General features: G+C 66.3%; 26 protein-coding genes. 13 read left to right on the forward strand and 13 right to left on the reverse strand.

Annotated features, from left to right (window positions below):
* The first annotated feature begins 5 nt into the window (after positions 1-5).
* From ACH13J_RS11095 to ACH13J_RS11125, 7 genes are all read left to right on the forward strand, one after another.
* Positions 6-920 carry an EamA family transporter gene (locus tag ACH13J_RS11095; RefSeq protein ID WP_397543398.1) on the forward strand — a complete coding sequence of 305 codons (915 nt, stop codon included), beginning with the start codon at positions 6-8 and terminating at the stop codon, positions 918-920.
* 128 nt (positions 921-1,048) lie between these two features.
* Positions 1,049-2,167, forward strand: coding sequence for a hypothetical protein (locus ACH13J_RS11100; RefSeq protein ID WP_397543399.1), 1,119 nt, complete (start codon positions 1,049-1,051; stop codon positions 2,165-2,167).
* 123 nt (positions 2,168-2,290) lie between these two features.
* A complete protein-coding gene (locus ACH13J_RS11105) occupies positions 2,291-3,157 on the forward strand; it encodes an ATPase (RefSeq protein WP_397543400.1) in 867 nt (288 codons plus the stop codon).
* A gap of 80 nt (positions 3,158-3,237) precedes the next feature.
* Positions 3,238-4,182, forward strand: coding sequence for a homoserine O-acetyltransferase MetA (metA, locus tag ACH13J_RS11110; protein ID WP_397543401.1), 945 nt, complete (start codon positions 3,238-3,240; stop codon positions 4,180-4,182).
* A gap of 29 nt (positions 4,183-4,211) precedes the next feature.
* Positions 4,212-5,180: an alpha/beta fold hydrolase gene (locus ACH13J_RS11115; protein WP_397543402.1), complete on the forward strand. Its 969-nt coding sequence runs from the start codon at positions 4,212-4,214 to the stop codon at positions 5,178-5,180.
* A 69-nt stretch (positions 5,181-5,249) separates the two neighbouring features.
* On the forward strand, positions 5,250-6,254 hold the full coding sequence (locus tag ACH13J_RS11120; protein ID WP_397543403.1) for a DUF3137 domain-containing protein: 1,005 nt from the start codon (positions 5,250-5,252) through the stop codon (positions 6,252-6,254).
* 203 nt (positions 6,255-6,457) lie between these two features.
* On the forward strand, positions 6,458-7,075 hold the full coding sequence (locus tag ACH13J_RS11125) for a TetR family transcriptional regulator (RefSeq protein ID WP_397543404.1): 618 nt from the start codon (positions 6,458-6,460) through the stop codon (positions 7,073-7,075).
* An 81-nt stretch (positions 7,076-7,156) separates the two neighbouring features.
* Here ACH13J_RS11125 and rpsI read toward each other — a convergent pair whose 3' ends face one another.
* The 4 genes from rpsI to ACH13J_RS11145 form a co-directional block, all read right to left on the reverse strand.
* A complete protein-coding gene (gene rpsI / locus ACH13J_RS11130; RefSeq protein ID WP_397543405.1) occupies positions 7,157-7,648 on the reverse strand; it encodes a 30S ribosomal protein S9 in 492 nt (163 codons plus the stop codon).
* Complete coding sequence (rplM, locus tag ACH13J_RS11135; protein ID WP_397543406.1) at positions 7,648-8,112, reverse strand: 50S ribosomal protein L13; 465 nt, start codon at positions 8,110-8,112, stop codon at positions 7,648-7,650. The genes rpsI and rplM overlap by 1 nt, the downstream gene beginning before the upstream one ends.
* A gap of 164 nt (positions 8,113-8,276) precedes the next feature.
* Entirely contained in the window at positions 8,277-8,858 is a 582-nt protein-coding gene (locus tag ACH13J_RS11140) for a hypothetical protein (RefSeq protein ID WP_397543407.1), read from the reverse strand.
* A gap of 4 nt (positions 8,859-8,862) precedes the next feature.
* Complete coding sequence (locus tag ACH13J_RS11145) at positions 8,863-9,285, reverse strand: hotdog fold thioesterase (RefSeq protein WP_397543408.1); 423 nt, start codon at positions 9,283-9,285, stop codon at positions 8,863-8,865.
* Positions 9,286-9,343: 58 nt separating this feature from the next.
* On the opposite strand from ACH13J_RS11145, the gene ACH13J_RS11150 reads away from it, so the two are divergent.
* From ACH13J_RS11150 to gluQRS, 4 genes are read left to right on the forward strand one after another with little or no spacing between them, the layout of a single operon-like run.
* A complete protein-coding gene (locus tag ACH13J_RS11150; RefSeq protein WP_397543409.1) occupies positions 9,344-10,129 on the forward strand; it encodes an enoyl-CoA hydratase in 786 nt (261 codons plus the stop codon).
* Positions 10,130-10,168: 39 nt separating this feature from the next.
* Positions 10,169-11,533, forward strand: a complete 1,365-nt coding sequence (trmFO, locus tag ACH13J_RS11155; protein WP_397543410.1) for a methylenetetrahydrofolate--tRNA-(uracil(54)-C(5))-methyltransferase (FADH(2)-oxidizing) TrmFO — start codon at positions 10,169-10,171, stop codon at positions 11,531-11,533.
* A 12-nt stretch (positions 11,534-11,545) separates the two neighbouring features.
* Positions 11,546-12,160 carry a methyltransferase domain-containing protein gene (locus ACH13J_RS11160; RefSeq protein WP_397543411.1) on the forward strand — a complete coding sequence of 205 codons (615 nt, stop codon included), beginning with the start codon at positions 11,546-11,548 and terminating at the stop codon, positions 12,158-12,160.
* Positions 12,160-13,011 (forward strand): tRNA glutamyl-Q(34) synthetase GluQRS, encoded by an 852-nt coding sequence (gene gluQRS / locus ACH13J_RS11165; protein ID WP_397543447.1) that lies wholly within the window; start codon positions 12,160-12,162, stop codon positions 13,009-13,011. Before ACH13J_RS11160 ends, gluQRS begins: the two co-directional genes overlap by 1 nt.
* Before the next feature lie 46 nt (positions 13,012-13,057).
* Here the strand turns inward: gluQRS and hisI are convergent, their stop codons facing one another.
* The gene (hisI, locus tag ACH13J_RS11170) at positions 13,058-13,417 is read right to left on the reverse strand and encodes a phosphoribosyl-AMP cyclohydrolase (protein ID WP_397543412.1); all 360 of its coding nucleotides are present in this window, start codon (positions 13,415-13,417) and stop codon (positions 13,058-13,060) included.
* Positions 13,418-13,484: 67 nt separating this feature from the next.
* Here hisI and ACH13J_RS11175 point away from each other — a divergent pair, with 67 nt between their 5' ends.
* Both ACH13J_RS11175 and ACH13J_RS11180 read left to right on the forward strand, forming a co-directional pair.
* Positions 13,485-13,940: an iron-sulfur cluster assembly scaffold protein gene (locus ACH13J_RS11175; RefSeq protein WP_397543413.1), complete on the forward strand. Its 456-nt coding sequence runs from the start codon at positions 13,485-13,487 to the stop codon at positions 13,938-13,940.
* Between the two features lie 30 nt (positions 13,941-13,970).
* Complete coding sequence (locus ACH13J_RS11180) at positions 13,971-14,165, forward strand: hypothetical protein (protein ID WP_397543414.1); 195 nt, start codon at positions 13,971-13,973, stop codon at positions 14,163-14,165.
* A 30-nt stretch (positions 14,166-14,195) separates the two neighbouring features.
* On the opposite strand, the gene ACH13J_RS11185 is transcribed toward ACH13J_RS11180, so the two are convergent.
* The 8 genes from ACH13J_RS11185 to sciP form a co-directional block, all read right to left on the reverse strand.
* Positions 14,196-14,333, reverse strand: coding sequence for a hypothetical protein (locus tag ACH13J_RS11185; protein ID WP_397543415.1), 138 nt, complete (start codon positions 14,331-14,333; stop codon positions 14,196-14,198).
* Positions 14,334-14,374: 41 nt separating this feature from the next.
* A complete protein-coding gene (locus ACH13J_RS11190; protein WP_397543416.1) occupies positions 14,375-14,605 on the reverse strand; it encodes a c-type cytochrome in 231 nt (76 codons plus the stop codon).
* Complete coding sequence (locus ACH13J_RS11195; RefSeq protein WP_397543417.1) at positions 14,602-14,808, reverse strand: hypothetical protein; 207 nt, start codon at positions 14,806-14,808, stop codon at positions 14,602-14,604. The genes ACH13J_RS11190 and ACH13J_RS11195 overlap by 4 nt, the downstream gene beginning before the upstream one ends.
* 64 nt (positions 14,809-14,872) lie before the next feature.
* Positions 14,873-14,995 carry a hypothetical protein gene (locus tag ACH13J_RS11200; RefSeq protein ID WP_397543418.1) on the reverse strand — a complete coding sequence of 41 codons (123 nt, stop codon included), beginning with the start codon at positions 14,993-14,995 and terminating at the stop codon, positions 14,873-14,875.
* 172 nt (positions 14,996-15,167) lie between these two features.
* A complete protein-coding gene (gene recG, locus ACH13J_RS11205; protein ID WP_397543419.1) occupies positions 15,168-17,258 on the reverse strand; it encodes an ATP-dependent DNA helicase RecG in 2,091 nt (696 codons plus the stop codon).
* Positions 17,255-19,519 (reverse strand): NAD-dependent DNA ligase LigA, encoded by a 2,265-nt coding sequence (gene ligA, locus ACH13J_RS11210; protein WP_397543420.1) that lies wholly within the window; start codon positions 19,517-19,519, stop codon positions 17,255-17,257. The genes recG and ligA overlap by 4 nt, the downstream gene beginning before the upstream one ends.
* Before the next feature lie 131 nt (positions 19,520-19,650).
* Entirely contained in the window at positions 19,651-20,367 is a 717-nt protein-coding gene (ctrA, locus tag ACH13J_RS11215) for a response regulator transcription factor CtrA (RefSeq protein ID WP_397543421.1), read from the reverse strand.
* 104 nt (positions 20,368-20,471) lie between these two features.
* Positions 20,472-20,738: a CtrA inhibitor SciP gene (gene sciP, locus ACH13J_RS11220; protein WP_397543422.1), complete on the reverse strand. Its 267-nt coding sequence runs from the start codon at positions 20,736-20,738 to the stop codon at positions 20,472-20,474.
* Positions 20,739-20,812 lie beyond the last annotated feature (74 nt).

The following is a 20,812-nucleotide window of genomic DNA, read 5'->3' on the forward strand; positions in this document are numbered from 1 at the left end:
GCACGATGACCGCGCTGCCCGATCCGCATCGTACCGACGCCGCAAGCATCCTGCAGGCTGCAGGCTGGATGCTGGGCGCGGTTGCCTCCTTTTCGGCGATGGCCGTGGCCGGGCGGATGGTCAGTTTCGAGCTCGATACGTTCGAGATCATGCTCTACCGCAGCGTCATCGGTTTCGTCATGCTCGTGGCCGCGGCGGGGCTCGCGGGCAGGCTCGGCCAGGTGAGCCGGCGCACGCCGCATCTGCACCTGCTGCGGAATGTCTTTCACTTCGCCGGCCAGAACCTTTGGTTCCATGCCATCACGCTGATCCCGCTGGCGCAGGTTTTCGCGCTGGAATTCACCTCGCCGCTCTGGGTGCTGGTCCTGTCACCGCTTTTCCTGGGCGAACGGCTGACGCGCATGCGCGTTCTGGCCGCCATCGTGGGGTTTGCCGGCATCCTCGTCGTCGCGCGCCCCAGCCCGGACACGCTCAACCTCGGCACGGTCTCGGCGGCGGCGGCGGCGATCGGCTTTGCCGGATCGGTCCTGTTCACCAAGCGTCTCACACGGACCGAGACGCTGGTGTGCATACTGTTCTGGATGACACTCACCCAATCGGTGTTCGGGCTGCTCTGCGCGGGGTTCGACGGGGACATCGCCCTGCCCTCGTCCCGGTCCGTTCCATGGCTGGCACTGATCGCGCTCGGCGGCCTCATGGCACATGTCTGCCTGACCACCGCGCTGCGCATCGCGCCCGCGACACTCGTCACGCCGGTGGATTTCCTGCGCCTGCCACTGATCGCGGTGATCGGCCTTCTGGCCTTCGGCGAAGCGATAGACATGTTCGTGATCGTCGGCGCGGCGCTGATCTTCGGTGCCAACTACGCGAACCTGTGGGTCGAGACGCGCAAGATGCGGCGCCCGCGTCCCGGTGCGTGACATGTTTCGCACATCCCCGGATTTTTTGCGACTGTAACAGCATTGCGAAAAACAGATGACGCGGCGTCAGAATTGTCCCGGATTTCCAAGCCACCTACGGTCGCGGAAGTTTCGGGAGGAGGACGTAAATGCATAGAATAACGTGTATCGCGGGCGCGCTCGCCCTCGGTGCCGGCACCGCCGCGGCAGGAGGGCTCGACCGCTCCGGGCAAAGCGTTCAGGTTCTGTTCGAAGAGGGCAACTACGCCGAGTTCAGCTTCGGCTCCGTTTCGCCCAACGTTTCGGGCGTGTCCGTTTCGGTGGCGCCGGGCACGCCATCGGGCGACATGGCCGACGACTACATGGTCTACGGCGCCGCCTACAAGCATGACTTCGGCAACGGCCTCGCTGCGGCGTTCATCTTCGACCAGCCCTTCGGCGCCGACACCGTGTACCCGGTCGTGCCCGGCTATTTCGCCAGCGGGGCGCAGGCGAAACTGGACACCAACAACGTGACGATGCTGCTGAAATACGACCTGCCCGTGGCGCAGGACAGCGGCAGCACGTTCAGCGTCTATGGCGGGCCGCGTTACGAGACGCTCAAGGCCTCGGCGAGAATCCCGTTCGTGGCGGGATACAGCGCCGTGGCAAGCCGGAGCGGCGCGCTCGGCTACGTTCTCGGCGCGGCATGGGAAAAACCCGACATCGCGGCGCGGGTGTCCTTGACCTATCATTCCGAGGTCGATCACAGCCTTGCCACGACCGAAACGTCGGGACCCTTGGGCACGAACACCTCGATCACCAATGTGAGCTCGCCGGAGTCGGTCAATCTTCACGCCCAGACCGGGATCGCGCCCGGGACGCTCCTGTTCGGATCGGTCCGGTGGGCGGACTGGTCGGACTATGTCATCGCACCGTCCGACTACCTCGTGCTAACGGGCGGCTCACCTCTGCTGAGCTACACCGATGACACGACCACCTATTCCATCGGTGTCGGACGCCGGTTCAACGAAAGCTGGTCGGGATCGCTGAGCTACAGCTACGAGCCGCAGGCCAACACGCTGTTCACCAATCTCGGGCCGACCGACGGCCAGAGCAGCATAGGTGTCGGCCTGAAATACACGGTCGGCGAGATCGAGATATCCGGCGGCCTGCGCTATGTCTGGATCGGCGACACCACCACGGCGCTCGCGGGGGCGCCGGGGGCGCAGTTCAACGACAACGACGCGCTGGCGCTCGGACTAAAGGTCGGCATCTCTCTGAACTGACCACCCGGCCCGTGCGGACAACCCCCGCCCCCAGCCGGGGCGGGGTTTTTCATTGCCGTGCGGCTTTGGGTTTGACCCCCGCACCGGTGCTGGCTACCACGGCCGCGGGAAAAGGGGCCGCCGATGATCTATCCAACCTCCAAGGACTGGTATGCCGCGCCGCGCAAGCGGGTGCTCGTTTACGGGATGTCGGGGCTGGGCAAGACGCACCTGTCCAACCTGCTCAGGGCATCGGGCGACTGGTTCCACTACTCGATCGATTACCGGATCGGCACGCGCTACATGGGCGAATACATCACCGACAACGCCAAGGCCCACGCGATGAAGGTGCCGTTCCTGCGCGACCTGCTGCTTTCGGATTCCATCTATATCGGCTCCAACATCACTTTCCATAACCTCCAACCCGTCTCGACCTATCTCGGCAAGCCGGGCGATCCCGCGCGGGGCGGGCTGCCGATCGAGGAATTCCGCCGCCGGCAGGACCAGTTCCGCCGCGCAGAGATATCGGCGCTGGAGGATACCGCCTATTTCATCCGGCGGGCGGAGGCACTCTACGGGTATCCGCATTTCATCTGCGATACCGGCGGGTCGATCTGCGAGTGGGTGGATGGCGACGACCCCGACGACCCGTTGCTGACCGAGCTGAGCCGTCACTGCCTGCTGATCCGCATCAAGGGTGACGCCGCCCACACCGAGGAACTGATCCGCCGCTTCGACCGGGCCCCCAAGCCGATGTGCTACCAGCCCGAGTTCCTCGACGGTGCGTGGCGCGACTACCTCGCGGAGACGGGACAGGGCGAGGACGAGGTCGATCCCGACGCCTTCATCCGCTGGACCTATGCCCGGGCGCTCGCGCATCGCGAGCCGCGCTACGCGGCAATGGCCAAATGGGGCGTGACCGTTACCGCGGACGAGGTCGCGGCGGTCCAGAGCGAGCAGGATTTCAACACGCTGATCGGCCGGGCGATCGACCGCGCGCCCGCGGGCTGAGATCGCCGCGCCGGCGACGGCTTGAGGTGCCGGCGTGACTGGCCTATGTCTGCCGCACCGCCACGCCAGGACAGCCGGACATGCCGATCAAGATCCCCGCCGACCTTCCCGCCTATGACGTGCTCACGCGCGAGGGCGTGATGGTCATGAGCGAGGACCACGCGGCACGGCAGGATATCCGGCCGCTCCATATCGGCCTGCTGAACCTCATGCCCAAGAAGATCCAGACCGAGACCCAGTTCTCGCGCCTGATCGGGGCGACGCCGCTGCAGATCGAGATGTCGCTCATCCGCATGACCGAGCACCAGACGCGCAACACGGCCGCCGAACACATGGAGAGCTTCTATCGCCCGTTCGCGGATGTCGCCGCGTCGGGCGAGAAATTCGACGGCCTCATCATCACCGGCGCGCCGATAGAGCATCTGGACTTCGAGGAGGTGACCTACTGGGACGAGCTGCGCCGCGTGTTCGACTGGACGCAGACCCATGTCCATTCCACCTTCGGTGTCTGCTGGGGCGGAATGGCGATGATCCACCATTTCCACGGCATCGACAAGCACATGCTGGACGCCAAGGCATTCGGCTGCTTCCGCCACCGCAACATGGCGCCGGCGTCACCTTACCTGCGCGGGTTTTCCGATGACTTCGTGATCCCGGTCAGCCGCTGGACCGAGATGCGCAAGGACGAGATCGACGCGGCACCCGGGCTGAGCGTGCTGCTGCACAGTGACGAGGTCGGCCCCTGCCTGGTCGAGGACCCGGGCCACCGCGCGCTGTATATCTTCAACCATCTCGAATATGACAGCGACACGCTGAAACAGGAATATGACCGCGACATCGCCAGCGGAACGCCGATCAACGTGCCCGGCAACTACTATCCCGACGACGATCCCGCCTGCGCGCCGCAGAACCGGTGGCGCAGCCACGCGCACCTGCTCTACGGGAACTGGGTGAACGAGATCTACCAGTCCACCCCCTTCGACATCGGCCGGATCGGCACCGCCAACGCCGCAGAGCGCGGCTGACGCGCGTGCATGTCCGGATGCGTGGATCAATGACAGCGGCGGCAATCTGTGCCGTCGCGATCGTCCTCGCGGCAGGCTGCGCCATGCTTGCTGAACGGCGCGAGGCCGCCGCGCGGGCGCAGTACCCGCCCGTGGGACGCGTCATCGAGGTTGAGGGCACCCGCGTTCACGTCCGGGTCGAGGGGCATGGCCCGGACGTCGTGCTGATCCACGGGGCCAGCGGGAACCTGCGGGATTTCACCTTTTCGCTGGCCGGGCGGCTGGCACGGGATTTCCGTGTCATCGTGTTCGACCGTCCCGGTCTTGGCTGGACGGAACGCCTGCCCGGTCACGGCGGCGCGGGCAGCTCCCGCGGGGAAAGCCCGGCAGAGCAGGCCGCCCTGTTGCACGCCGCGGCAGAGCGGATCGGCGTGCAGAACCCGGTGGTCGTGGGACACTCCTACGGTGGCGCGGTGGCGCTCGCCTGGGGGCTCGAACGGCCCGGGGCGACGCGCGCCCTGGTGCTGCTTGCCGGGGCCGCGATGCCGTGGCCCGGTGGTCTCGGCGCCCTTTACGCGATCAATGGATCGGCGGTCGGGGGGGCGACGGTCGTGCCGCTCATCACCGCTCTTGCGCCCCGGGGGGCCATCGATGACGCGGTGGCGTCGGTGTTCGCGCCGCAGCACCCGCCGCCGGGGTATGCCGTGCACATGGGCGTGGGCCTGTCGCTGCAGCGTGGCGCGCTGCGTGCCAACGCCCAGCAGGTCCAGTCCCTGCGCCCGCATATCGTGCGGATGTCCCGACGATACGCGGACACGCTGACGATGCCGGTCGAGATCGTGCACGGGACCGAGGATACCATCGTGCCGATGGACATCCATTCCGAACCCTTGGCAGAGCTCCTGCCCGATGCCAACCTGACCCGCCTGGCGGGTGTTGGCCACATGCCGCATCACGCGGACGAGGACAGCGTCGTCGCGGCCATCCGCCGTGCGGCGGGGCTTGCCCCTGTGGACTGACCCTTCGCGCCTTGTCACGGTGCGCCGTCCCCCCTAGCGTGCGCCGCGTGCAGCAAACGGGAGGATCGCATGACTTTCACGGAACGCGCGCCGATCGAGACCGGCTTTGCCGAGGTTTTCGACTGCGAGATCGCGCCCGAGCTCGAAAAGGTTGAAAAGGACAGGCAGGAACTGCTCGCCAAGGCCAAGAAACATGCCGGCATCCCCCTTGGCATTGCCGGTCTGCTGGCGGTTTGGAGCCTGTTGGGCGCCGATGACTGGGAGGGCCGGCTGGTGGGCGCGGTCGTGGCGCTGGCCTTCGGCGGCGTCATCGCGGCGTTCCTGTGGTCGCGCCAGTCAGGAAAGTGGGGCGACCGGCTGACCGAAACGGTGATGCCCGTGATCTGCCGATTTCTCGGCGGGCTGCAGCACGACAAGAAGGCGCGCAAACGCTTCCCGCTGGACCGGATACAGGGGCTGGGGCTGATCGGCGATTTCAACCGCTCCACGCTGGAGGACCGGCTGGAAGGCACCTATCGCGACACGCCCTTCGAACTGGTCGAGGCGCGGCTGCGCCGCAAGTCCTCCTCAGGCGACGACGACAACAGCAGCAGTACCAAGACGGTCTTCAACGGGCTGCTGATGCGTATCGGCGTGCCCGAGCCGGTCGGAACGGACATCTTCATCACCCAGGAGCTGGGCAGTTTCGGCAACAAGCTGGGCGAGATGTTCGCGTTCGGAACCGGGCGCAGCATGCCGCGAGTGGCGTTCGACCATCCCGAGTTCGAATCCGCCTTTGCCGTCTATGCAGACGACCCTGACGAGGCGCGCAGCATCATGCCGACGGGGTTCCTCGATACACTGCTGGCGATTGCCGAGGCCGAGGGCGGCAAGAAGGGCGCGCGGGCCCTGCGCGCGGGCTTCCAGGACGACTCGTTCTACCTGGCGCTGGAACGCGACGGCAAATTCATGGAGGTCGGCAGCCTGACACGGCCTGTCGATGACATCGAGGAGGATCTCCACGGCGTGTTCGACGATCTCGCGCTCATTCGCAGGGTCATCGACAGGCTTCACGGCGATGCGCCGAGCGTCTAGACAGGCACGACCCACCCCGACGGCACATGGACAGGAGTTGGCGATGAATCTTCCCCGCAAAGGGGCAATCGGCCTGTATCCCCAACGGCGGGTATCGGCGGCGACGGGCGATGCCGCCCGCGGCGGCGCCGGGCCGTCCGCGGCCCCGGGGAATGCCGCCGTCCGGCCGGCGCCACGCCTCTACGGCCGGCCGGGGGCACCGGATGGCTAAACGCGGCTACCACCACGGCAACCTGCGGCAGGCGCTGATCGACGCCGCGCTCGAGTTGATCGAGGCACGCGGCCCCGCGGGCTTTACCCTGTCGGAAGCGGCCAAGCAGGCCGGCGTGACCCCCGCGGCCGTCTATCGCCATTTCGCCGGCCGCGAGGACCTTATCGCCGAGGCCGCGCGGCAGGGCTACGAAATCTTCGCGGACGTGATGCAATACGCCTATGACAAGGGCCAGCCATCGGCGCTGGCCAGCTTCGAGGCGACGGGACGGGCTTATCTGGCCTTCGCGCGCAGGTATCCCGGGCATTACATCGCAATGTTCGAATCCGGCATCTCGGTCAACCGCACACCCGAACTCGCCGCCGCGGCCAACCGCGCCCGCGGCGTGCTGGAACGCGCCGCCGAGGAGCTGAGCCGGCACATCCCACCTGAAAAGCGCCCGCCCCCGGCAATGTTCTCGGCACATGTCTGGGCGATGTCGCACGGGGTGGTGGAACTGTTCGCGCGCAACAGCCCCGGCACGCGCGCGCCCTTCCCGCCCGAGGACCTGCTGGAGACGGGTATCGGCATTTACCTGCGCGGTCTCGGCCTGATCCCGCCCGACGAATGAGGCAACGCTGCCCGTGGGCGGCGACAAATGAAAAGGGCCGCCTGCAGGCGGCCCGATTCGAAACGTCCCGTCTCCGGCGCGTCAGCGCTTGGAGAACTGGAAGCTCCGGCGCGCCTTGCGGCGGCCGTATTTCTTGCGCTCGACCACGCGGCTGTCCCGCGTCAGGAAGCCGGCGGCCTTGAGCGGCGACCGAAGTGCCGGATCGTAAAGCTGCAGCGCGCGCGAGATCCCGTGCTTGACCGCGCCCGCCTGGCCCGACAGGCCGCCACCCTTGACGGTGGCCATCACGTCGAACTGGTCCTCGACGCCCGCCACCGAGAACGGCTGCCGCAGGATCATCTGCAGCACCGGGCGCGCGAAATACGTATTGATCGGCTTGCCATTGACCTCGACCTTGCCCGAGCCGGGCTTGATCCAGACACGCGCGACGGCGTCCTTGCGCCGGCCTGTCGCGTAAGAGCGGCCAAGCGCGTCGCGCACCGGTTCGCGCGTCGCCTGTTCTTCGGCTGCGGGCGTTGCGGTGCCTTCGGCCACGGCATCCAGCCCTTCGAGGGATTTGATTTCTTCAGACATCAGTAGGCCACCCGCGTGTTCTTGCTGTTCATGTTCTTGACGTCCAGCACTTCCGGCTGCTGAGCCTCGTGCGGATGCTCGGCCCCGGCATAGACACGCAGGTTGGTCATCTGCTGGCGTGCCAGGCGGTTGCCCGGCAACATGCGCTTGACCGCCTGCATGACGACACGTTCGGGGTGCTCACCCTCGAGGATCTGGGCGTTGGTGCGCGACTTGATCCCGCCGGGATACCCGGTGTGCCAGTAGTTCGGCTTCTCCCGCTTGTTGCCGGTCAGCTGAACCTTGTCGGCGTTGATCACGATGACATTGTCGCCCATGTCCATGCTGGGCGTGAAGCTCGGCTTGTGCTTGCCGCGCAGGCGCGTGGCGATGATCGAGGCAAGACGGCCCAGCACCACGCCCTCGGCGTCGATCAGGATCCATTTCTTGTCGATATCCGCCGGCGTTGCAGAAAAGGTTTTCATTCTCGCTCTTCCCTTCGGAGGGTGACATTCGATCCGCGTGTTCTACGCGATTTCCGCACGCAGTCAAGTGCATGCACCGGTAATTATTTACGTATTATCAATAGCTTACAAATAAGGTATTTATATACCCCACAATATCGCCATCCGGCGCCCCGCCGCGCGGATCACTCTCCGGCAACCGCTCCGAAAAGGCGGTAATCGGCGCGCTCGTCCCGGACGCTCAGCATCCAGCCGTCGAAGCTGCGCGTGGTGATGCAGGTGTTGCCCGATCCCGAAAAGACCAGCTCGGCCCGGCTCGGGCCATCTCCGGCAAAGTCGCCGCTGCCGGTCACGGAGCCGACGAACCGCAACTCGGTATAAAGCTCCGCCGCGCCGTCGCGCGCATCGAGGTTGGTATCGGTGCCGAACCAGGTGTACGCATCGGGCCATGCAAAGACGATCTGCCCCCGCGCCGTCTTGCCGGTCGACATCTTGAACGTCAGGCCGTTTTCGTCGGCACGCATTTCCACGTCATAGCTGTCCTGGGGGGTGTCTATGCCCGCGACGCACTCCATCCCGCAGGCGCTGACATACAGGCGCGCCGGCCCCCGCGCCGAAAGCGCGGCGATCTGCGAGATTTCCCAGTCTCCCAGCCCGGCCACCTGTTCAAACCGCGCCCCGGGATCGGCACAGCAGGCACAGGCCAGCGCCGCGGCGGGGGCAAGGCCCGCGGCCAAGACGAGTCCCGAAACCATACGCGCCAGCATGGGCCTAGTCTCTCGGCGGGATGGAATATGTCAAGCTTGCACGCGCCACGGGCTGGTCCGAGCCGTCGGAATAAACCAGCACGTCACCCACAGCGAGCACCCGGCCGAGCTTCAGCAGCCGGCAATCCGCGATCAGGTCGGTCGCCGCGGCGGGCTTGCGCATGAAGTCAATGGAACAGTTCGTCGTCACGGCCAGAGCCTTGGGACCAACCATGCCCAGCACCGCCATGTAGACGGCCACGTCGGCCAGCGCGAAGATAGAGGGGCCGGAGACGGTGCCGCCGGGCCGCAGGTGGGCCTCGCCCACGTTCAGACGGACGCGGATGCGCATTTCGTCGAGGGACTCGATGGTGAAATGGTCGCTGACCTGCGGAAACTCGCGCTCCAGAAGCGCGGCCACCTCGCCGGCCGTCATCTTCAGCCCCATGCTTTTCTCCTTCCGAAATCGCGGTTAAGAAGGAACACAACGCCAAGGGAGAGACAAGATGCCAATTCTGATCCGAGAGGATAGCGGCGCGCTGGCACATCTTACGCTCAACGCGCCGGAGAAGCTGAACGCGCTGAGCGACGAGATGCTTGCCGCGCTTCAGGCGGAATTCGACCGGCTGAAAGGTGAAACGCACATCCGGGCCGTCACGCTCGGCGGCGCGGGCAAGGCCTTCTGTGCCGGCCACGACCTCAAGGAAATGACCCAGGGCCGACAGGCCGAGGACGGCGGCAAGGCGTATTTCGCCGACCTGTTCAGCCGCTGCTCGCAGGTCATGACGGCCATCCGCGACCTGCCCCAGCCGGTCATCGCCAAGCCCCATGGTATCGCCACCGCGGCGGGCTGCCAACTGGTGGCGTCCTGCGACCTCGCAGTTGCGGCCGAGGGCACCCGTTTCGGCGTCAACGGGGTGAATATCGGGCTGTTCTGCTCCACCCCCATGGTCGCGCTGTCGCGCAACGTGCCGCGCAAGCAGGCCTTCGAGATGCTGACCACCGGGCGGTTCGTCGACACCGACCGCGCCATGGAGATCGGCCTCATCAACGATGCCGTGCCCGCGGACGCGCTCGACCATGCGGCGACGGAGCTGGCCGAAACCATCGCGGGCAAGCTGGGCTCGGCGGTGCGGATCGGCAAGCAGGCATTCTACAACCAGCTCGAGATGGGTCTGGACGACGCGTACACCTACACGCGCGATGTCATGGTGGAAAACATGCTTTACCGGGACACCGAGGAAGGTATCGCCGCCTTCATCGAAAAGCGCCCCCCCGAGTGGCAACAATAGGCCTTTTCAGCGGGGCGCATCCCGCCTAGATCAGCAGCCATGGATGAAGTTCTTCATATCGTCGGCGGCGGCATGGCCGGGTCCGAGGCCGCCTGGCAGGCCGCACAAATGGGCGTGCGGGTCGTGATCCACGAGATGCGCCCGAAGGTGGAAACCTTTGCCCACCACACGGGCGAGTTGGCCGAGATGGTGTGCTCCAATTCATTCCGTTCGGACGACGACGAACAGAATGCCGTCGGGCTGCTCCACTGGGAAATGCGGGCCGCGGGCGGGCTGGTCATGCAGATGGCCGACCGGCACCGGTTGCCCGCCGGCGGTGCGCTGGCGGTCGACAGGGAGCCGTTTGCACGCGGCGTCACGGCGGCCCTGCGCGCGCACCCGAACGTGACCGTCGAGACGGCGGAAATCACGGATCTCCCGCAAGAGGGCCACTGGATTATCGCCACTGGCCCGCTGACCTCCACCCGGCTTGGCAACGCCATCGCCCGCGCCACCGGGGCCGAGCGGCTGGCCTTTTTCGATGCCATCGCCCCGATCGTCTATTTCGACACGATCGACATGTCCAAGGCGTGGATGCAGTCGCGCTATGACAAGGGCGATACCGAGGAGGAACGCACCGCCTACCTCAACTGCCCGATGGACCGCCAGCAGTACGAGGCATTCATAGACGCCCTGATCGCGGCGCCGAAGACCGAGTTTCACGAGGGCGAGGAGGCCCCCTATTTCGATGGCTGCCTGCCGATCGAGGTGATGGCCGAGCGCGGGCGCGAGACGCTGCGCCACGGCCCGATGAAACCGGTCGGGCTGACCAACCCGCACGCGCCTGGCACCAAGCCGCACGCCGTCGTGCAGCTGCGCCGGGACAACGGGCTCGGCACGCTTTACAACATGGTCGGCTTCCAGACGAAGATGAAGTATGGCGCACAAGTAGATGTTTTCCGGACCATCCCGGGACTGGAGAGCGCCAGCTTCGCGCGCCTTGGCGGGATTCACCGCAACACCTTCCTCAATTCGCCCACCCTGCTCGACGACCGGATGCGCCTGCGCGCGCGCCCAAACCTGCGCTTTGCCGGGCAGATAACCGGGGTGGAAGGCTATGTCGAATCGGCCGCGATGGGGCTGCTGGCGGGGCGCCTCGCGGCTTCGGAGATGCTTGGCCGGCCGCTCCCCCCGCCACCGCAGGACAGCGCCATGGGCGCGCTCATCCATCACATCACGGGCGGGGCCGAGGCCAGGACCTTTCAGCCCATGAACGTCAATTTCGGCCTGTTCCGACCGGTCGACGGGCTCAAGGGCGGCCGGAAAGGGCGCCGCGACCGTTACAAGGCGTATACCGACCGCGCCAAGGCGGCGTGGAGCGGCTGGCTCTCGCACGGACCACTGGACGCCGCGCAGGCGGTGTGATTTCCTAGGGACATGTCAGAGAAATTCCTCGATCGCGTGTACGGTGCCGGCACACCCGAGGCGACAAAGGCCATGTATGACGCGTGGGCGGCCAGCTACGACGCGGAGATCGCTGAAAACGGCTATGCAACGCCGGAGCGGGTCGCGGCCGCATTGCACGCCCATGTTGCAGACCCCGCCACGCCGGTGCTGGATTACGGGTGCGGCACCGGGCTGTCGGGGCTCGCGCTGCGGCTCGCCGGATTCGAGGTGATCGACGGCATGGACCCCAGCGAGGAAATGGTCGAGGGCGCGCGCCGCAAGGACATTTACCGCACCCTGTCGGTGATGGACCTCGACGATCCCGCGCCGGTGCCGCAGGACGCCTATCACGCGATCACGGCCACCGGCGTGATCGGGCCCGGCGCGGGGCCGGCCACGCTGTTCGACACGCTGCTGACCGCCTTGCCACCCGGCGGTTTGTTGGCCTTCAGCCTCAACGATCACGCGTTGGCGGACCCGCAATACGAAGCCGCGATGACCGCGTGGCTGGAGGCGGGCGCCGCGCGGCTGAATTTCAAGGAGTACGGCGACCACCTGCCCGGCCAGAACATAAAGTGCAACGTATATATTATTGAAAAAGCGTGATTTTCGAAACACGTTTCGCGCCATCGCCCACGGGGCCGCTGCATCTGGGGCACGCGTATTCCGCGCTGTTGGCGCACGACATGGCGCGCGCCGCGGGCGGGCGGTTCCATCTGCGCATGGACGACCTCGACCGCAGCCGCAGCCGCCCGGAGTGGGAGGCGCGGATCCGCGACGACCTCGCATGGCTGGGGCTGGAATGGGCTGAGCCTGTCTGGCGTCAATCAGAGCGGCTTCCACGTTATCGCTCGGCGCTCGGAATGCTTTGGGATCAAGGACTTCTATATCCATGTTCATGTACGCGCGCCGACATCCGTGCCGCCGCCGCCGCACCGCAAGAGGGCGCCCCGCTGCTCGGTCCCGACGGAGTCGTCTATCCCGGCACCTGCCGCCCCGCAACGCCGCCTGCCGGGCCACTGCCAGACACGCCGCTGCGGCTGGACATGGCGCGGGCGCTTGCCGTGCTCGACACGCCGCTCACCTTCACCGAAACCGGCGCCGGGCCGGACGGCGAGACGGGGCTGGTTCGACCACGGGACATGACAGACAGGGTGGGCGACGTGGCGCTCGCCCGGCCGGCCATGGGCGCCGCCTATCATCTCGCGATTGTCTGCGACGACGCCGACCAGGGCATTACGCATGTCATCCGCGGTCAGGATCTTTTCGCGGCCACGCAGATCCACGTCCTGCTGCAGCGGCTGATGCACCTGCCGACGCCGGTCTATCACCATCACCGGCTGATCCGCGACGCGGACGGCCGGCGCCTTGCCAAGCGTGACGACGCCCGCGCCATCGCAACCTACCGGGAACGGGGACTGTCACCAGAAGACATCCGCCGCATGGTCGGGCTGTAACCGCGCCATGCCCACCCCTGCCGAGGAGCCGGCCGAGCGCCGCCTGTCAGGACTCCGGCGAAAGGATCTCCACCTCCTGGCCGTCACGGAGCGCCGTGTAGAAACAGCTTCTCCGGCCGGTATGGCAGGCCGGGCCGCTCTGTTCGACGAGCAGCAGCAGGCAGTCGCGGTCGCAGTCGACGCGCAACTCCACCAGCGTCTGAACGTGCCCTGAACTCTCGCCCTTGGCCCAAAGCGCCTGCCGCGAGCGGCTCCAATAGGTGACGCGCCCCGTTTGCAGCGTCTCCGCGAGCGACTGCGCATTCATCCACGCCATCATCAGCACCTCGCCGCTGGCGGCGTCCTGCGCCACCGCCGGGATCAGCCCGTCCGAGTTCCATTTCAGCGTTTCCGGGTCCAGCCCCATGTCGAAATCCCCTTTCCGTCGGCGCGATCCGCCTCTATCTATGAGGGGAACACGGAAAGGGAAAGCCATGAGCGGCGACACCGACCTGATCAAGCTCTACTCGGCGCGAATCCTCGACTTGGCGGCCGACATACCGCATCACGGCCGGCTGGACGACCCGGATGCCAGCGTCAAGCGCCGAGCGCCGCTTTGCGGCTCGACCGTGACGGTGGACATCAAGACGGATGGCCACGTCATCACCGACTACGCCGCCGAGGTAAAGGCCTGTGCCCTGGGTCAGGCCGCGGCCAGCGTGGTGGGCGCCAACATCATGGGCTGCGACCTCGAACAGGTGACAGGGGCGCGGGATGCGCTGAAAGCCATGCTCAAGCATGACGGCCCTACCCCGCCGGCGCCCTTCGACGGGTTGGAGGTGCTGCGCCCGGCGCGCGATTACAAGAACCGCCACGCCTCCATCCTGTTGACGCTGGAGGCCGCCACCGAGGCGCTCGAGGAAGCACGGAAAACCACATCCTGCGCCTAGGAACCGAACGGCAGACCCATCAGGCTGGACATGGCACCACGCACGGTTTGGACCTTCAATTTCACGGGCTGGGTTCTCTTCACCGTTTCGGCGGTATTCTTCACCGTGGGCACGTGGATCGCCGGCGACGTGATCGGGCTGATTGCGAGCCTCGCTTTCCTGATCGCGTGCGTCTGCTTCATGATCCCCGCCTGGATACACCGCCCGTCGCGGGTCGAGGATTGACCGCGGCGCGGCCCCGGCCGCGGTCGACGTTTATTGCTCCTGTATGCCGGCAAGGTGTTCGATCAGCGCCAGGATGCGGGTTCTCACATAGGTTTCACGGCTGACGGCCATATCGAAAACGAGCTGGTCGCCGGCATCGGCCTTGTACCGGTTGCCCCAGGCGGGCATTTCACGGCTCCCGTGCGGCCCCATGGCATCCGTTCCGTCGATCAGGTTGAAACGGCCGTAACCGGAAACACCCCGCCATTGTTCTTCTGGATCTGCGTGAGGTCGGGCAGCGACTCGGTGAGATATCCGGCCATGGGTCCACCGCCCTTGCCTTCGCTCCCGTGACACTGCGCACATGAATTCATGTACTCCAGCTCTCCGAACGTCATGTCCTCTGCGGACGCCGCGGCAGCGACGGCCCCCAAGGCCATGGCAAACATTGCAAATTTCATGATTTTTCTCCGGCTTGCATGCCGCTCAACGTCGCCGAAAGCTGGCAGACCGTCATTACGGGGATCAACATGACCGGAACAAAAAAACCGCCGCGCACCCGGAACGGGCGGCGGCGGCAGTGAAGCGCGGTTCCCTCGATGGCGCGGCGCAGGTCGGGATCAGGCAGAAACCCCGTTTGCGGCGCGGGGCCGGCGATGCGCATCAGGGATGATGGGGACAGGCGATGCGCGGGCTGCGGCCGGGCCGGGAACGTTGCAGGCAGACCTTTACAGAACCCCGGGAAGGAACAGACCGCCAACCAGCGCCACCATCAGCGCGGCCCCCCCGATCAGGTCGCCCAGAAGCGTTTCCCGCGACCTGCGTGCGGCTGTCGTGATCTGGCTGAGCATGGCGTCACTCCCTTCCAATCTCCGTGTGTTTCCCATTTGTTCCATTTTGCGGTGCATTTGTAAACGGTTTTGTGGAACATTCACGAAACATTAACAAGTTTCTGCCGCCAATATTCTGATTTAACAAGATTATTTTTGTTCTACTCTCGTTCGCAACCGATCGGCGGCACGCTCATCCCACGCCGATCAACCGGATCGCCTGATCCTGTTCCATGAGCCACAGGAGCACCCGCGCCGCCTGCCCGCGCGTTCCCGTGAGGTCCGCATCCTCGGCCAGCAGCTTGCGCGCATCGGTCTGCGCCACGGCCATCAATGCCGCCTGCCCCTCGAGATCCGCGATCCGGAACCGGGGCAGACCGGATTGCGCCGTGCCGATCAGGTCGCCGGCCCCGCGCATCTCGAGATCCACCTCCGCGATCCGAAAGCCATCCTCGGTCTCGCGCAGCGTTGTCAGCCGCCGCTCGCCGCCCTCCGACAGCGGCGGCTGGTACATCAGCAGGCAGGTCGAGGCCGCCTCACCGCGGCCCACCCGGCCGCGCAGCTGGTGCAACTGCGCCAGACCGAAGCTCTCGGCGCGTTCGATCACCATGATCGTGGCATTGGGCACATCGACCCCGACCTCGATGACCGTGGTGGAGACGAGCACGGCCGTCTCGCCACGCTGAAAGCGGGCCATCGCGGCATCCTTTTCCTCGGGCGGCATCTGGCCATGGACCAACCCCACGGCGCCCTCGCCCAGTGCCGCGCGCAGCCGCTTGAAACGCTCTTCCGCGCTGGACAGGTCGATCGCCTCGCTCTCCTCCACCAGCGGGCAGACCCAGTAGGCCTGACGACCGTCCGCGATGGCGTCACGCAGGTGATCGACGACCTCGTCCATCCGGCCCATGCTCACCAGCGCGGTCCGGATCGGTTTGCGCCCCGGGGGTTTCTCGTCGAGGATACTCACATCCATGTCACCGTACTGCGCCAGCGACAACGAGCGGGGAATGGGCGTCGCGGTCATCACCAGCATGTCGGCCCCCTGCCCCTTGCGCCCAAGCTCCAGCCGCTGGCGCACGCCGAACCTGTGCTGCTCATCCACGATGGCAAGGCGCAGATCGGCAAATTCCACGTCCCGCTGAAACACCGCGTGGGTCCCGACGAGGATTCCGATCTCGCCGGCCTCGAGCGCCGCCAGCTTGCGCCGCCTCTCGGCCCCCTTGTCGCGGCCGGTCAGGATCTCGATGACCACGCCCGCAGCCTCGGCCAGCGGTCTCAGCGCCTGCAGATGCTGGCGCGCGAGTATCTCTGTCGGCGCCATGAGCACCCCCTGCCCGCCGGCCTCGACCGCGATCAGCAACGCCTTGAGCGCAACCAGTGTCTTGCCCGCGCCCACATCGCCCTGCAGCAGCCGGTTCATGCGCCTGTCCTGCGCCATGTCGGCGGCGATTTCGGCCAGCGCCCGCGTCTGCGCGCCGGTCGGGGTGTAGGGCAGCACGTCCAGCACCCGGGCCTGCAATGCCCCGGTGCCCATAGTGGCCCGGCCCTTGGCCCGCCGCAGCTTGCTGCGCGCCAGCGCGAGGGTCAGCTGATGGGCCATCAACTCGTCATAGGCCAGCCGCTCTCGCGCGGGATCGGACGGGGCAAGATCGGCCAGCTCGACGGGACCATGGGCGCGGCGCACCGCCTCTTGCCAGCCGGGCCAACCGGCCTGTGCCTTTTGAACCGGATCGATCCATTCCGGCAGGTCCGGGGCGTGCGCCACTGCCGAACGTACCGCCTTGCCCATCATGCGCTGCGTCACGCCGGCGGTCAGGGGATAGACCGGCTCGAACTCGGGGATATCGCCGGCCTGGTCCGGCGGCAGCACATGGTCAGGGTGCACCATCTGGGCCATGCCGTCGAACAGCTCGACCCGGCCCGAGACAACCCGGCGGGCGCCCGTGGGCAGGATGCGGCGCAGATAATCCTCCCGCGCGTGGAAGAACACCAACTGGAACTCGGTGGCCGCGTCGGTGACATGGATACGGTAGGGGCCGCCGCGGCGCTGCGGGGCGCGGTGCTGCCCCACGGTGACCTCCACGGTCATGACACGCGGGATGTCGCCCCCCTGCACCGTATCGCGACGACGCCGATCGATCCCGGAATGGGGCAGCGTGAACAACAGGTCACGCGGGCGTTCGATCTCCATCTGTCGAAGATGTGCCGCGGTTTTCGGGCCGATGCCCTCCAGCGTCTCGAGCCCGGCGAAAAGGGAAAAGAGGATTTCGGGCCGGCCGCTCATGCGTCGCCTATCAGGTCGAGCCACCCCTCCTCGTCGATGGTGTCCACGCCCAGCTCCTCGGCCTTCTTCGCCTTGGAGCCGGCGCCGGGCCCGGCGACGACGAGATCGGTCTTGGCGCTGACGCTGCCCGAGACCTTGGCGCCGAGGGCCTCGGCGCGCGCCTTGGCCTCTGCCCGGGTCATCCTTTCGAGCGTGCCGGTGAACACCACCGTCTTGCCCGCGACCGGGCTGTCCGCGGCCGCCGGTTGCACTGCCCGTTCCACCGTGAGGTGATCGACGAGGCGGTCGATGCTGCCCCGCTCCTCGGGTTGCGCGAAGGCGGTCACGAGGCTGCGCGCCATGACCCCGCCCACGCCATCGATCCCGAGCAGGCGATCCCATTCCGGCCCGTTCTGGTCGGCAGCCGCATCCATCGCCGCGGTGAATTCCTCCCATCTCCCGTAAAACCGCGCGAGCAGGTTGCTGGCCTGTTCCCCCACATGCCGTACGCCAAGCGCGAAAAGCAGGCGCCCAAAGGGGATTGTTCGTTTTTCATCAATGGCCTGAAACAGGTTCTTCGCGCTTTTTTCACCCCATCCGAGTTGCTCGGCGAGCGGTGTCTCGCTGCGTTCGGCGAACCGCGTGCGAACCTCGTCGGCGTCGTAAACCTCCAGCCCGAGGGCCTCTGCCAGCCGCTGCCGCGCCTCGGCCCGGTCCTGCGCTGCCAGCTCGTCGATCATATCGCCGGCGTCGCGCAACGCCTTGGCGCCGTCACGGTCCCGCCGTTGCAGCGTGAATATGTCCGCCGGTTCGCGAATCCATGACAGCAGGTAGAACTGCTCCACCTGCTTGGCCCCCAGCCCCTCTATGTCGAAGGCAGCGCGTGAGACGAAATGCTTAAGTTTTTCAACTGCTTGCGCGGGACATATCAAGCCGCCGGTGCAACGTCGGACGGCGTCTCCCTCTTCCCGGATCGCTTCGGACCCGCATTCGGGGCAGGTTTCGGGAAAGGCGAAGGGTTTCGCGCCGTCGGGGCGTTTCGACAGGTCGACATCCGCGACCTTGGGGATCACGTCGCCCGCGCGGTAGACCTGCACCCAGTCGCCCTCGCGGATATCCTTGCCGTCACGGATGGCATTGCCCTTGGCGTCGCGCCCGGCGATATAGTCCTCGTTGTGCAACGTGGCGTTGGAGACGACGACACCGCCCACGGTGACGGGGTGAAGACGCGCGACCGGAGACAGCGCGCCGGTGCGGCCCACCTGGATGTCGATGGCCTCCAGCCGCGTCCATGCCAGTTCGGCGGGAAACTTGTGGGCGATCGCCCATCGCGGTGTCGTGCTGCGATAGCCAAGGCGGGCCTGCAGGGCCAGATCATCGACCTTGTAGACGACGCCGTCGATGTCATAGTCCAGCTCCGCGCGCAGCTGCTCGATTCGGGCGTAATGCGCCAGCATCTCCTCCGGGCCGTCGCAGAACTCCGTCAGCGGGTTGGTCTGGAAACCCAGCTTCGCCAACCTGCGGATCGCCCCCATCTGCGTGTCCGACAAGGGCACGCTCAGCTCGCCCCAGCCATAGGCGAAGAACTTCAGCGGCCGCTCGCGCGTGATCTCCGCGTCGAGCTGGCGCAGCGACCCGGCGGCGGCGTTGCGGGGGTTGGCGAAGGTCTTGCCGCCACGTTCGGCCTGTCGCGCGTTGAGCGCCTCGAAATCCGCATGGCTTATGTAGACCTCCCCGCGCACCTCCAGCACGGCCGGCGCCCCGTCGAGCTGCCGCGGGATGTCCTCGATCGTGCGGGCGTTCGCGGTCACGTTCTCGCCCACGGTACCGTCGCCGCGGGTCGCCGCCTGCACGAGCCCGCCGTTCTCGTAGCGCAGCGACAGGCTCAGCCCATCGATCTTGGGCTCGGCGGTGTAGGTAAGCGCCGCATCGCCGGCCAGCCCGAGATAGCGCCGGATGCGGGCGTCGAACTCCTCGATCTCGCCGGCCTCGAACGCGTTTGCAAGGCTCATCATGCGCACGGCATGGGTGACCTTGGCAAACGCCTCGGCAGGGGCGGCGCCGACCTGCTCGCTGGGGCTGTCAGCGCGCTTGAGATGGGGAAAACGCGACTCGATCGCCGCGTTGCGCTGCTTCAGCGCGTCGTACTCCGCGTCGGTCATGCGCGGCGCGTCCTCGGTATGGTAGGCGGTGTCGGCCTCGGCAAGGATTTTCGCCAGCCGTGCGAGCTCCTGCGCCGCCTCCTCTTCGCTCAGCGCCTCGACCTCCGTTGTTTCGCCCATGGACCGTCTCCACCGCCAACGGGCGGCGCGGCGCCGCCCTGTATCACAGGGACGAGTGATAGGGCGCTGCGCGCCTCAGGTCCAGCGGGTCGCGCCGCGTGTGGCCCGTCGGCCGGGACATGGGCAAGGCGTCAGGCGCCGATCGCCAAGGGCTCGTCGGCCCCCGCTGACGGGTCGGGATCGCGCAGCACGTACCCGCGCCCCCACACGGTTTCGATGTAATTCTCGCCGTCGGTGGCCTCGGACAGCTTCTTGCGCAGCTTGCAGATGAAAACGTCGATGATCTTGAGTTCAGGCTCGTCCATCCCGCCATAGAGGTGATTGAGGAACATCTCCTTGGTCAGCGTGGTGCCCTTGCGCAGACTGAGCAGTTCCAGCATCTGGTATTCCTTGCCGGTCAGGTGCACCGGAGTGCCCGCGACATCGACCGTCTTGGCGTCGAGGTTGACGTTGACCTTGCCGGTGCGGATCACCGACTGCGAATGCCCCTTGGACCGGCGGATGATGGCGTGGATGCGCGCAACGAGCTCTTCACGGTGAAACGGCTTGGTGAGGTAGTCATCGGCGCCAAAGCCGAAGCCCTTGATCTTGTTCTCGGTGTCGTCGGCCCCCGACAGGATCAGGATCGGGGTCTCGATCCGCGCAAGGCGCAGCTGGCGCAGGACGTCATGGCCCGTCATGTCCGGCAGATCGAGATCGAGAAGGATGAGGTCGTAATCGTACAGCTTTGCCAGGTCGATGCCCTCTTCCCCCAGGTCGGTGGTGTAGACATTCAGGTTGGCGTGGGTCAGCATCAGTTCGATACTGTTGGAGGTCGTGGGGTCGTCTTCCACCAGAAGCACACGCATATCGGTCTCCGCTACAATCCGTGGTCTCATGACGGACAGTGACGAATATTGGTTAATCGCTCGTTACCGCAGAAGAATAAATAGTGAACTCCCGTATTGGTTGTCTAGAACTTTCGATTCGTCGCCTTCAGCCCGTCCAGCCCCCGTTGCGAATAGGCCCGGACCCATTCGCCGAACTCTTCCTCGCTCAGACCGTAGCGCCGTTCCGCCTCGTCCCGGGTGATGAGGCCATGCAGGACCGCCCGGATGACCATCACCTTGCGGGACGCCACCCAGCGGCGCGTATCGGCCGGGGGCAGGTCGGCCCGGGTCATCACGGTTCCGTCCGGCAGGGTCACCGCCCGTGGCCCCGGCACTTTCTTGAGATACATGGCTCACACCCTCAATGACTCTCACCGCGGCAAAGTCTTGTCCGCGGCGTTTAACGCGCGGTGAAGCCGAACCG

The organism is Roseovarius salis, from assembly GCF_044472985.1.
In the GTDB taxonomy this organism is placed as follows: domain Bacteria; phylum Pseudomonadota; class Alphaproteobacteria; order Rhodobacterales; family Rhodobacteraceae; genus Roseovarius; species Roseovarius salis.